Here is an 11996-nt window from a genome sequence, read left to right on the forward strand (position 1 = left end):
TGTCATTTCGCGCGCGACTCGCGCAGCAGCAGGCCGCCGGTCGCCGCGACCAGCGCCGCGGTCACGCCATGCACGCCGACCGCGGTGCCCGGTGAGCCGCGCCGGGCGAGCACGGTCACCATGTCGCCGGCCGGGATCAGCGCGATCGCCAGCGTGGCGATACCCAGCGCCCGGCGCTCTCGGGCAGCCAGCAGGGCCAGGATTACGGCACCGGTGCCGATGTCCCGGACGCCCTTGACGTTGAGGAAACCGGCGGCCGGGCCCTCGGGGGCGGCCGGCAGCCCGAACTCGGCGGCCATGGATTCGGGGGTCACCAGGTAGCGGACGCCGACGAAGGTGATGAACCCCGCCCCGATCAGCGACAGCGCGGTGCCGAGCCAGGGTGCGTCGGGGCGGTGTGAGTTCTTCTGCAGCATGTGTCTTTTCGATTCTGTTCGCGGGACTTCAGGGGAGGATCGGGAAGTTGGCGCGGAAGACGCCGTGCGGGTCGCGGGCGCGCTCGAGCGCCCGCAGCCGGGTCAGGGTGTCGGGGTCGAAGACCTGCGCCACGGTGTCCCCGGCCGACAGGACGGTGTACGGCTTGCGATCGCTCACACGGGCACCGAGCTCGGTGACCAGGCGTTTCTGGGTCGCGCGCACGTCGGCGGCGACGCCGGGATCGGCGCCGCTCGCCTGCAGGTACAGCGCATAGGGCGCGGCGAACGACGGTGCGGCGCCGGTCGTGGGTTCCGCGAGGGCCGCGCCCAGTTGCCGGATCTGCACGCCGAACAGGGGGTCGGTCGGACCGGTCAGCAGCGCCGCACCGGGTCGACCTCCACCCGGTCGAGGTGCCGGGTGCGGACCAGGATGCTGCCCGCCGTGTTGCCGGATGCGCCATGGCCGTTGGGTTGCGCGGCGACCGATACACCGGCGCGGCGGGCGTGGGCGACGACCGCGGCGACGTCGGCCGCGTCCTCGGGGTAGACCACGGCCGCGGCGGGCTGGTCGACGGTCAGGTTCCACGGTGTACGGGCCGCGTCGAATCCGTCGGCGCCAGGGAGCAGTACCCGGCCGCGCATACTTGCGCGCAATGGTGTGTGGGGCATGAACTCAGCCTCCGGCGGAGCCGGGAATGGATCAACGGGCCGCTGCGTATGATCCGATAAGCCATTGTGATCGAGGGGAAAACCGCATGGACCTGCGCGATCTGGATCTGCGCGATGTGGAGATCTTCCTGACACTGTCGGAGGAGCTACATTTCGGGCGCACCGCCGAGCGGTTGTATGTGTCGCAGGCGCGGGTCAGTCAGGTGATCCGGAAACTGGAACGCGGGGTCGGCGCGAAACTGTTCGAAAGATCCAGCCGCACGGTGGCATTGACTCCGATCGGCGCGCAGCTGCGCGACGATCTGCGGACCTCCTATCGTGACCTGCGCGCCGGCTTGGGCCGGGCGGCGCGCGCCGCGGAATACGGTGCCGCGGGCCTGCTGCGACTGGGTGTCACCGGCAGCAGCCTCGAGGAACTCCGCCCACTGCTCGAGGGCTTCCGCGGCCGGCACCCCGACTGCGCTGTGCACATCGAACACGTGCACTTCGGCAACCCGTTCGGTGCGCTGCGAAACGACGAGATCGACGTGCTGGTGAGCTGGCTGCCCATCGAGGAACCGGACCTGGTGGTCGGCCCGACGCTCTATACCGAGCCGTACTTGATCCTGGTCGGCGCGAACCATCCACTGGCGCAACGGGAATCGGCCTCATACGAGGACCTGGCCGATTACGGCGTCTTCGCGATCTCCACCTCCGGGACCGCCGACGGACCACCCGGCTATTGGATCGAGGCGGCAGTCCCGACCACCGCCCCGAGCGGCCGCCCCATCCCGCGCACCGCCCACGCCGCCAACTTCCAGGACATGATCCTGCTCGTCGCCACCGGAAAGGCGATCACCCCGGTCCACGCCCATGCGGCCGCCTACTACGCACGGCCGGACGTGCGCTACCTCCCGCTGCCGGATGCCCCACCCGCCCGCTGGGCGCTGGTCTGGCGCCGCGGTGGCGAGACCTCGCTGGTCCGCGATCTGGCGGAGATCGCGGCGCTCGGGCGGGCCACCGCGCGCTAGGTTTGGGGGTGTCACCTCGACGCGACCAGGAGGCGGTATGCGGCTGCATCTGCGGGGAGTGGTTCTGCCGGGCGACGACGTCCGCGATCTGTGGGTGCACGACGGGGTGATCTCGTTCGAGCCGGTCGCCGGCGCCGACACGTTGAGCACGTCCGGCTGGATCGTGCCCGGCCTGGTGGACGCGCACTGCCACGTCGGGATCCGCTACGGCGGCGGAGACGAAACCGACGCGGGAGCCGTCGCCCAGGCCGAGACCGAGCGGGACGCGGGCGCGCTGCTGCTGCGCGATGCCGGCTCGCCGATCGACACCCGGTTCATCGACGACCGCGACGACCTGCCGCGCATCATCCGGGCCGGCCGCCACATCGCCCGGCCCAAGCGCTACATCCGCGAACTCGGCATCGAACTCGACGACGAACGCGACCTGCCGGAGATCGTCGCCGAGCAGGCCCGGCGCGGCGACGGCTGGGTGAAGATCGTCGGCGACTGGATCGACCGTTCCGTGGGCGACCTGGCGCCGCTGTGGAGCGACGCGGTGCTGAAGGAGGCCATCGACGCCGCCCACCGCGAGGGTGCGCGGGTCACCGCCCACGTCTTCGGTGAGGACGCGCTGCCGGGCCTGCTGGGCGCGGGAATCGACTGCATCGAGCACGGGACCGGACTCACCGACGAGACCATCGAGCTGATGGTCCAGCACGGGACGGCGCTGGTGCCGACGCTGATCAATATCGACACGTTTCCCGAGATCGCCTCGGGCGCAGGTAAATACCCGATCTACGCGGCACACATGCGCGATCTGCACCGACGGTCGCGGGAGACGGTCGCGGCCGCCCACGCGGCCGGGATCCCGATCTACACCGGTACGGACGCGGGCGGCAGCATCCACCACGGGCGGATCGCGGACGAGATCGACGCGCTCGCGGGGGCGGGTTTCAGCCGGCACGAAGCCCTGGCGGCGTCGTCGTGGAAGGCGCGGTCCTGGCTGGGACACCCGGGGATCGAGCACGGGGCGCCAGCGGATTTCGTTGTGTACGAAGCGGATCCGCGGTCGGGGAAGGACGTGCTGGCGACGCCGCCGTGGGTCGTCCTGAGGGGACGAGTCTACGACCGGCGTGATCCGGTCACCGCTTATCGATCCGTCTAGGATGATTTACGGCCACCCGCATCGAACGGCTTGCCCGACACCGGCTCACCAGTGGGCGTCGGCGGAATTGGCTGTGCGGCTCGATGCGATGGTCGAAATGGCCGGCCGCTGGCCGGAGGGCCATTCCCTGCAAGCTGTCGCCGAGGTGTGGTCCGCGGAAAACACTGCTGGTGAACGTGAGACCAAGATGGCGGCGTATGCGGCTGCCGGGATTCGTTACCTCTGGACGTGCGAGGTGTTCGGCTCGGACGTTCCGGTTGTCTTCCAGGCCTACCGGCTCCGTGAATCGGGCTATCGGGTCGAGGTGTACGCCGCCGACGGTGAGACCGTGATCGCGCCCGGGCCGGCTCCGGTCCATGTCGTCACCTCCCGACTGCGGTGGAGTTGACCGGCCGATTTCAGCGGCTGGGAGCGGTCTGGCAGAATGAACCCTCGTCCTGGGCGCCCGCTGTGCCCGGACAGTGTCAGCCCGTCTCCGGTTACGTACCGCGCGGCGGTCACACACTCAACGCAAAACCGGGCCCGCATGCCGTGCGGGTCGCTGAATTGCGTCGTGACCACTCAGGTTGCCTTCGGGTAGCCGCCATCGAAAGGGGAACAGCTGTGGCTGTTCGTATCAAGCTCACCCGCCTCGGCAAGATCCGCAACCCGCAGTACCGCATCGTGGTCGCCGACGCGCGCACCCGCCGCGACGGCCGGGCCATCGAGAACGTCGGCAAGTACCACCCGAAGGAAGAGCCCTCGCTGATCGAGGTCAACTCCGAGCGCGTCCAGTACTGGCTGAGCGTCGGCGCGCAGCCGACCGAGCCCGTGCAGCGCCTGCTGGAGATCACCGGCGACTGGCAGAAGTTCAAGGGCCTGCCGGGCGCCGAGGGCACCCTGAAGGTGAAGGCGCCGAAGCCGTCCAAGCTGGACCTGTTCAACGCCGCGCTCGCCGCCGCCGACAACGAGCCGGTCACCGAGGCCGTCACCCCGAAGAAGAAGGCCGCCAAGAAGGACGAGGCCGCCGAGGCTGCTGCCGAGGCCACCGAGGCCGAGGCCTGAGCATGAGTGTCGTGGTGGCCGACGCCGTCGAGCACCTGGTGCGCGGCATCGTGGCCAATCCGGACGACGTCCGCGTCGAGCTGATCACCAGCCGGCGCGGGCGCACCGTCGAGGTGCACGTGCACCCCGACGACCTGGGCAAGGTGATCGGTCGCGGTGGTCGCACCGCGACCGCACTGCGCACCCTGGTAGCCGGGATCGGTGGCCGGGGGATCCGCGTCGACGTGGTCGACACGGACCAATAGTGGAACTGCTCATCGGACGAGTCGCCAAATCGCACGGCGTGCGTGGCGAACTCGTCGTCGAACCGCGGACCGACGAGCCGGAACTGCGGTTCACGCCGGGAGCCGTGCTGCACGGCCGCATGCCGCGCGGCACCTCCCTGCAGAACTTCACGATCGAGTCGGTCCGGGAACACCAGGGCCGGCTCCTCGTCTGCCTGCGCGGCGTCGGCGACCGTACGGCCGCCGACGGCCTGCGCGGCATGCTGTTCGTGATCGACTCCGCCGATCTGCCGCCGTCGGACGACCCGGACGAGTACTACGACCATGAGCTCGAAGGCCTGCGGGTCGAACTCGGGGACGGGACCGTGGTCGGCACCGTCACCGAGGTACTGCACTCCGCCGCCGGCGAGCTGCTGGCGGTCCGCGGCGCCGACGACGGCCGCGAGATCCTGGTCCCGTTCGTCACCGCGATCGTGCCGACGGTATCGATCGCCGACGGACTGGTGGTCATCGATCCGCCCGAAGGGTTGCTGGATCCCGACAGCCTGCCCGACACCGGTCCCCGGACGTAGATCTGAACAATCGTCACCTCCACCGCTTTCCGCGCGGATGGAGGTGATGTCGTCCGGGCCGGCCGACGGTATCGAGAGGGAGTGCATGAGCGTCGACGACAGCGAACCCACCACGCCGGATCCGGCGTTGCGGATCGACGTGGTCACCATCTTCCCCGAGTATCTCGAGCCGATGCGAACCGCCTTGCTGGGCAAGGCGATCGACAAGGGGATCCTCGAACTCGGGGTGCACAATCTGCGCGCCTGGACCCACGACGTGCACCAGGCGGTCGACGATTCGCCCTACGGCGGCGGGCCGGGCATGGTCATGAAGCCCTCGGTGTGGGGGCCGGCGCTGGACGAGGTGTGCCCGGACGACGCCCTGCTGGTGGTGCCGACCCCGGCCGGGGTGCCGTTCACCCAGCAGACCGCCCGGCGGTGGTCTCGGGAGCGGCACCTGGTTTTCGCGTGCGGCCGCTACGAGGGCATCGACCAGCGGGTTTTCGACGATGCGGCGCGCCGAGTCCGGGTCGAGGAGGTCAGCATCGGCGACTATGTGCTGATCGGCGGCGAGGCCGCCGTGCTGGTGATGACCGAGGCCGTGGTCCGGCTGATTCCCGGTGTGCTCGGCAATCAGCAGTCCCACCAAGAGGATTCGTTCTCCGTGGGTGCGCAGGGGCCGGAGGGGCTCGGACTGCTGGAGGGGCCCAGTTACACGCGCCCGGTCTCGTGGCGCGGCCTCGAGGTGCCCGAGGTGCTGCTGTCGGGGAATCACGCGAAGGTCGCGCAGTGGCGGCGCGAACAGTCGCTGGCCCGCACGCGCGAGCGGCGCCCAGATCTGCTGCCCCCGGAGACCGGCTAGCTCGATCGTAGCTGTGCGGCTGTGGAACTCGTTGCCGCTCCGGCACACCGGCCGACCTGCGTAGCCGTCCGAATCGGGTGGGGTTCCGCACGGGGCTGTGGCCGTTTGTCGGCGGGCGGTTGTAGTGTCTGCGGGCGTGACAGCCTCGCCTAGCGACACCACCGAAACCGGCACCACCGCCCAGCCCACCGTCGGAGCCGTACGCCTGGCCAGTGTCGGCCGGCGTATCGCCGACGAACTCGGCGTGCGCGACGACCAGGTGCGCGCCGCCGTCGAACTGCTCGACAGCGGGTCGACCGTGCCGTTCATCGCCCGGTACCGCAAGGAGGTGACCGGCGGCCTCGACGACGCGCAGCTGCGCCAGCTCGAGGAGCGCCTGCACTACCTGCGCGAGCTCGACGACCGCCGGGCCTCGATCCTGGAATCGGTTCGTGGGCAAGGCAAGCTGGACGCCGCGCTGGAACAGCAGATCATGCTCGCCGACACCAAGGCCCGGCTCGAGGACATCTACCTGCCGTACAAGCCGAAGCGGCGGACCAAGGCCCAGATCGCGCGCGAGGCCGGGCACGAGCCGGTCGCCGACGCGCTGATCGGCGACCCCACCACCGACCCGGCCGGCTACACCGCCGAACAGCTCGACGGCGCCCGCGCGATCCTGGTCGAGCGCTTCGCCGAGGACGCCGACCTGGTCGGTGAGCTGCGTGAACTCATGTGGAGCCGCGGCCAGGTCAGCTCGCGGGTGCGGCCCGGCAAGGAGCAGGACGGCGCGAAGTTCGCCGACTACTTCGAGTTCAGCGAACCGTTCGAGAAGCTGCCCAGCCACCGCATCCTCGCCCTGCTGCGCGGCGAGAAGGAAGAGGTGCTGACCCTGCACCTCGAGGCCGACACCGAGGAACCGGTCGAGGGCGAGCGGACGGTCTACGAGGGCCGCATCGCGCACCGGTTCGGCATCGCCGACCGGGGCCGTGCGGCCGACGGGTGGCTGCTCGACACCGTGCGCTGGGCCTGGCGGACCAAACTGCAGGTCAGCCTTGGTATCGATGTGCGGATGCGGTTGCGGCAATCGGCGGAGAAGGATGCCGTCGAGGTGTTCGCCACCAACCTGCGCGATCTGCTGCTGGCCGCCCCGGCCGGCACCCGCGCCACCATGGGGCTGGACCCGGGCTATCGCACCGGCGTGAAGGTCGCGGTCGTCGACGCCACCGGCAAGGTGGTCGCCACCGAGGTGATCTACCCGCACAAGCCGCAGGGCCAGACCGAGAAGTCGCTGGCGGTGCTGGCGGCGCTCGTCGCCCGCTTCGACGTCGAGCTCATCGCCATCGGCAACGGCACCGCTTCGCGCGAAACCGACGCGCTGGCAACCGAACTCATCGCCCGGATCCCGGACCGCAAGCCCACCAAGATCGTGGTCTCGGAGGCCGGCGCGTCGGTGTACTCCGCATCGGCCTACGCCTCGGCGGAGCTGCCCGACCTGGATGTGTCACTGCGCGGAGCGGTCTCGATCGCCCGCCGCCTGCAGGACCCGCTCGCCGAGCTGGTGAAGATCGAGCCCAAGTCGATCGGTGTCGGCCAGTACCAGCACGACATCTCCGAGACGCTGCTGGCCCGTTCGCTGGGCGCGGTGGTCGAGGACGCGGTGAACGCGGTCGGTGTCGACGTCAACACCGCCTCGGTGCCGCTGCTGGCCCGGGTCTCGGGCGTCTCCACCTCGATCGCGGAATCCATTGTCGCGCACCGCGACAGCAACGGCCCGTTCCGCAGCCGTGCCGCGCTCAAGGATGTACCGCGGCTGGGTCCCAAGGCTTTCGAGCAGTGTGCGGGCTTCCTGCGCATCCGCGGCGGCACCGACCCGCTGGACAGTTCCTCGGTGCATCCGGAGGCCTACCCGGTGGTCCGCCGAATCCTGGACCGGACCGGGAGCGGCGTGCTCGAACTGATCGGCAACACCTCGGTGCTGCGCGGTCTGCGCCCGGACGAGTTCACCGACGAGCGTTTCGGTGTCCCGACCGTCAGCGACATCATCGCCGAACTGGAGAAGCCGGGCCGCGACCCGCGCCCCGAGTTCAAGACCGCGGTGTTCGCGGCCGGCATCGAGAAGGTCGCCGACCTGCAGCCCGGCATGGTGCTCGAGGGCGTGGTCACCAATGTGGCGGCGTTCGGCGCGTTCGTCGACATCGGCGTGCACCAGGACGGCCTGGTCCACGTCTCGGCCATGTCGCACAACTTCGTGCGGGAACCGCGCGAGGTGGTGAAGTCCGGTGACGTGGTGAAGGTCAAGGTGCTCGAAGTCGACGTCGCCCGCCAGCGCATCGGCCTGAGCCTGCGCCTGGACGACGAACCCGGCAAGCCGGAGAAGGGCGCCGACCGGGGTGCGCGCGGCGGCGCTCGCGGCGAGCGTTCGGGTCAGCCGCGTGGTCAAGGTCGCGGCGGGCAGCCCGGTGGCCAGGGCCGCGGCGGCCAGAGCGGCAACGGGCAGCGCCGCAGCGCGCCCGCGCCGAGCGGTTCGATGGCGGATGCGTTGCGGCGGGCGGGCTTCGGCAAGTAGGAGCATCGGAGGCACAGCGGTGGGGGAGACTCGATGAGCATGCGGCACTGGCTCGACGACTCCGTGATCGCCCAGGGGCGACTGCCACTGCTGTGCTTCCTGCTCGGTTTCATCGGCGGCTTCCTGCTGATCCGGCTCAGTGTGCGGCTGATCCGTAAGCGGGTCCGCTGGTGGCCGGGCAACCTGCGCGCCGGCGACGTGCACATCCACCACATGGTGTTCGGGGTGGTGCTCGTGCTGTCGTCGGGGATGGGCCTGCTGACCGCCTACCGCAGCGGCACCGGCGTGGTCAGCGCGCTGGCGGCGGTTTTCGGGATCGGCGCCGCGCTGGTCCTCGACGAGTTCGCCCTCATCTACTACCTGCGCGACGTCTACTGGGAGGAACAGGGCCGTACCTCGGTGGACGCGGTCTTCGTGGCGCTGGCCGTCACCGGGTTGCTGCTGCTCGGTGTGCATCCGCTGTGGTTGCTGGATATCAACGGGCTGCGGCACGCCGCGGATACCCGCGGTCGGGTCGTGCTCAGCGTGTTCGCGCTGGTCAACCTGCTTCTGGCGGCGGTGGTGATCGTCAAGGGCAAGATTTGGACCGGTCTGTTCGGCCTGTTCTTCCCGCCTTTGCTGGTGGTCGGCGCGCTGCGGCTGAGCCGGCCGGGCGCGCCCTGGGCCCGCTGGCGCTACGGCAGCCGGCCACAGCTCATGCGCCGGGCGATCGTGCGGGAGCGGCGCTACCGGCGCCCGGTCATCCGGGCGAAGATCTTCGTGCAGGACCTGATCGCCGGGAAACCCGATGTGGCGCATATTCTGCAGGCCACCGAAGCGGAACTCGCCCGCACGGTGGTGCCCGCACCGCCGGCTCCGCCGCCGCATCTGCATCTGAGTGGCAGGAAGGTTGCCGACGAGCCACCCGATTAACAGGTGTCCGCTTTTGTCTGGCACAATATCCGGGTTGCCTGGGCGAACTGCGCTCAGCGCACCGCCCACATCCGGAGCACGAACCGGCCGAGCTGGGTCAGCGGCGATGTCGCGACCGCAGCCACCAGAGCCAGGTTCCTCTGTTCACGCGAACTTCCTAAGGACGGACATGAACACCCTCGACTTCGTCGACGAAAAGTCGCTGCGCACCGACATCCCCGAGTTCCGCCCGGGTGACACCGTCAACGTGCACGTGAAGGTCATCGAAGGTAACAAGGAGCGCATCCAGGTCTTCAAGGGTGTCGTCATCCGTCGCCAGGGTGGCGGCATCCGCGAGACCTTCACGGTCCGCAAGGTCTCGTTCGGTGTCGGCGTGGAGCGCACCTTCCCGGTGCACACCCCGAACATCGACCACCTCGATGTCGTGACCCGCGGTGACGTGCGTCGCGCCAAGCTGTACTACCTGCGCGACCTGCGCGGCAAGAAGGCCAAGATCAAGGAGAAGCGCTGACCCTCAGGTCGTCGCGAAACGGGAACCCCTGGCAGCAGCCGGGGGTTTTCTGTTTTTCTGAGCTACTGGGGCTAACCTGTTCGGCGTGGCTGACGAAAGCGAATCGGTGAAGGTATCCGGACCCAATGAGGAACCGGCTGGTGAGTCCGAGCCGAAGCGCAAGCCGAAGCGCGCGAAGAAAGAAGGTAAGCAGCGCCCGTTCTGGCAGGAGCTGCCGATCCTGATCGGTATCGCGGCGATCATCGCGGCGTTGGTGGTGACCTTCATCGGGCGGCCGTACGTGATCCCGTCGGAGTCGATGGAACCGACCCTGCACGGGTGCCCCACCTGCACCGGTGACCGGATCTACGTCGAGAAACTCAGCTACGACATCGGCGACCCGCAGCCCGGTGACGTCGTCGTCTTCGTCGGCCCGACGTCGTCGTGGAACGCCTCCTACCGCTCCAACCGCTCGAAGAACGCGGTTACGCGCGGCATCCAGAACTTCTTCTCCTTCTTCGGCTTGGTGCCGCCGGACGAGAACGACCTGGTCAAGCGGGTCATCGCGGTCGGCGGCCAGACCGTGCAGTGCTGTGACCCGCAGGGCCGGGTGATCGTCGACGGCAAGCCGATCGACGAGCCGTATGCGAACTATCAGTTCCCGTACCAGCCCGGGCAGTCGTTCATGGTGCAGACCCCGGGCATCCAGGGCGGTGCCATCAACCGGGCGGGCCGCGAATTCGGGCCGATCAAGGTGCCCGAAGGCAACGTCTGGGTGATGGGCGACAACCGCAACAACTCCGCCGACTCGCGGGCCCACGTCTTCGACGAACTCCAGGGCACGGTGCCGGTGAAGGACATCCGCGGCAAGGCCGTGTTCAAGATCTGGCCGCCGAGCCGGATCGGACCGGTCAGCGCGCACAACCCCCAGCACTGACATGAGGGGTCGCCGGACTGCCCTCGACACCGGTGACTGGCCGCCGCGCGTCGTCATGCGACGCGCGGGCGGCCTGCGCACGCTCGAGGCCGCTTTGATCCGCAACGGTCTCGGCCCGGTGGCCGGGGTCGACGAAGCCGGGCGCGGCTGCTGCGCCGGTCCGCTGGTGGTCGCCGCGTGCCTGCTCGCGCCGAAGGCCTACGACTCGCTCGCGGATCTCGACGATTCCAAGCGCCTGACCGAGGCGACCCGGGAGCGGCTGTTCCCGGTGATCCAGCGGCGGGCACTGGCCTGGCAGGTGATCGTGATCCCCGCCTGGGAGATCGACGCGATCGGTATCCACGTCGCCAATATCGAGGGGATGCGGCGCGCGGTGGCGGGCCTGGACATCCAGCCGGGATACGTGCTGACCGACGGGTTCCGGGTGCCCGGGATCCCGGTGCCGTCGCTGCCGGTGATCGGCGGCGACGCCACGGCCGCTTGTATCGCGGCGGCCAGCATTCTGGCGAAGGTCACCCGGGACCGGATCATGGTCGACCTCGACCGCAAGCTGCCCGGGTACGGCTTCGCCGCCCACAAGGGCTACAACACGACCGAGCACATCGAGGCGCTGCGCCGGCTCGGTCCCACCGCGGAACACCGCCGGAGCTGGCGAAATGTCCGTGAGCTGGGCGGGGATGCCGACACGTCCGCCTCGGACGGACCGCGAGTGGCCCCTGATCCGGTGCATGCGCGATGATGTTTGCACACCCGCGAAGAGGAGGATGTCCCACCCGATGAGCGCCGAGGACCTCGAGAAGTACGAAACCGAGATGGAACTCTCGCTGTATCGCGAGTACAAGGACATCGTCGGTCAGTTCTCGTACGTGGTGGAGACCGAGCGCCGCTTCTATCTCGCCAACTCCGTCGAACTGCGCCCGCAGAACGCCGACGGTGAGGTGTACTTCGAGGTGCGGATGTCGGATGCCTGGGTGTGGGACATGTATCGGCCCGCCCGCTTCGTCAAGCATGTCCGGGTGATCACGTTCAAGGACGTGAACATCGAGGAGCTGGAGAAGCCGGACCTCCGGCTGCCGGAGTAGCCTCCGAGTACCGACGACCCGCCCGGATTCGGGCGGGTTGTCCACATCTTCCGAGTTGTCCACAGACTTGTGTTCCCGCAGGTGGATTCGATCTTGAATCGGCGGCGGGC

Annotated in this window: 16 protein-coding genes; 13 read left to right on the forward strand and 3 right to left on the reverse strand. The window is 69.2% G+C overall.

Going from position 1 to position 11996, the window contains the following annotated elements; all coding sequences use genetic code 11:
* Positions 1-2: 2 nt before the first annotated feature.
* Genes EBN03_RS04835 through EBN03_RS34895 form a run of 3 tightly spaced genes read right to left on the reverse strand, consistent with a single transcriptional unit; the run spans position 3 to position 1085 of the window.
* Positions 3-416, reverse strand: a complete 414-nt coding sequence (locus tag EBN03_RS04835; protein ID WP_122186547.1) for a DUF4267 domain-containing protein — start codon at positions 414-416, stop codon at positions 3-5.
* A gap of 28 nt (positions 417-444) precedes the next feature.
* Entirely contained in the window at positions 445-762 is a 318-nt protein-coding gene (locus EBN03_RS34890) for a hypothetical protein (protein WP_122186548.1), read from the reverse strand.
* Between the two features lie 26 nt (positions 763-788).
* A complete protein-coding gene (locus tag EBN03_RS34895) occupies positions 789-1085 on the reverse strand; it encodes an FAD-binding protein (protein WP_122186549.1) in 297 nt (98 codons plus the stop codon).
* Positions 1086-1171: 86 nt separating this feature from the next.
* On the opposite strand from EBN03_RS34895, the gene EBN03_RS04850 reads away from it, so the two are divergent.
* From EBN03_RS04850 to EBN03_RS04910, 13 genes are all read left to right on the forward strand, one after another.
* Positions 1172-2095, forward strand: coding sequence for a LysR family transcriptional regulator (locus EBN03_RS04850; protein ID WP_122186550.1), 924 nt, complete (start codon positions 1172-1174; stop codon positions 2093-2095).
* 37 nt (positions 2096-2132) lie between these two features.
* The gene (locus EBN03_RS04855; RefSeq protein ID WP_122186551.1) at positions 2133-3239 is read left to right on the forward strand and encodes an amidohydrolase family protein; all 1107 of its coding nucleotides are present in this window, start codon (positions 2133-2135) and stop codon (positions 3237-3239) included.
* Between the two features lie 73 nt (positions 3240-3312).
* Complete coding sequence (locus EBN03_RS04860; protein ID WP_158675537.1) at positions 3313-3627, forward strand: PDDEXK family nuclease; 315 nt, start codon at positions 3313-3315, stop codon at positions 3625-3627.
* 215 nt (positions 3628-3842) lie between these two features.
* Complete coding sequence (gene rpsP / locus EBN03_RS04865; protein WP_122186553.1) at positions 3843-4283, forward strand: 30S ribosomal protein S16; 441 nt, start codon at positions 3843-3845, stop codon at positions 4281-4283.
* A 2-nt stretch (positions 4284-4285) separates the two neighbouring features.
* Positions 4286-4528 carry an RNA-binding protein gene (locus tag EBN03_RS04870; RefSeq protein WP_122186554.1) on the forward strand — a complete coding sequence of 81 codons (243 nt, stop codon included), beginning with the start codon at positions 4286-4288 and terminating at the stop codon, positions 4526-4528.
* On the forward strand, positions 4528-5079 hold the full coding sequence (gene rimM, locus EBN03_RS04875) for a ribosome maturation factor RimM (protein ID WP_122186555.1): 552 nt from the start codon (positions 4528-4530) through the stop codon (positions 5077-5079). The genes EBN03_RS04870 and rimM overlap by 1 nt, the downstream gene beginning before the upstream one ends.
* Before the next feature lie 127 nt (positions 5080-5206).
* Positions 5207-5920, forward strand: coding sequence for a tRNA (guanosine(37)-N1)-methyltransferase TrmD (gene trmD, locus EBN03_RS04880; protein ID WP_122186828.1), 714 nt, complete (start codon positions 5207-5209; stop codon positions 5918-5920).
* Positions 5921-6125: 205 nt separating this feature from the next.
* Positions 6126-8465 (forward strand): Tex family protein, encoded by a 2340-nt coding sequence (locus EBN03_RS04885; protein WP_233608182.1) that lies wholly within the window; start codon positions 6126-6128, stop codon positions 8463-8465.
* 39 nt (positions 8466-8504) lie between these two features.
* Positions 8505-9377: a hypothetical protein gene (locus EBN03_RS04890; protein ID WP_122186829.1), complete on the forward strand. Its 873-nt coding sequence runs from the start codon at positions 8505-8507 to the stop codon at positions 9375-9377.
* 169 nt (positions 9378-9546) lie between these two features.
* A complete protein-coding gene (rplS, locus tag EBN03_RS04895) occupies positions 9547-9888 on the forward strand; it encodes a 50S ribosomal protein L19 (protein ID WP_122186557.1) in 342 nt (113 codons plus the stop codon).
* A gap of 85 nt (positions 9889-9973) precedes the next feature.
* Positions 9974-10804: a signal peptidase I gene (gene lepB, locus EBN03_RS04900; protein WP_122186558.1), complete on the forward strand. Its 831-nt coding sequence runs from the start codon at positions 9974-9976 to the stop codon at positions 10802-10804.
* A 1-nt stretch (position 10805) separates the two neighbouring features.
* Entirely contained in the window at positions 10806-11543 is a 738-nt protein-coding gene (locus tag EBN03_RS04905) for a ribonuclease HII (RefSeq protein WP_122186559.1), read from the forward strand.
* A gap of 37 nt (positions 11544-11580) precedes the next feature.
* Complete coding sequence (locus tag EBN03_RS04910) at positions 11581-11886, forward strand: DUF2469 domain-containing protein (protein ID WP_011210678.1); 306 nt, start codon at positions 11581-11583, stop codon at positions 11884-11886.
* Positions 11887-11996: the final 110 nt, after the last annotated feature.

It is taken from the genome of Nocardia stercoris (genome assembly GCF_003696265.1).
In the GTDB taxonomy this organism is placed as follows: domain Bacteria; phylum Actinomycetota; class Actinomycetes; order Mycobacteriales; family Mycobacteriaceae; genus Nocardia; species Nocardia stercoris.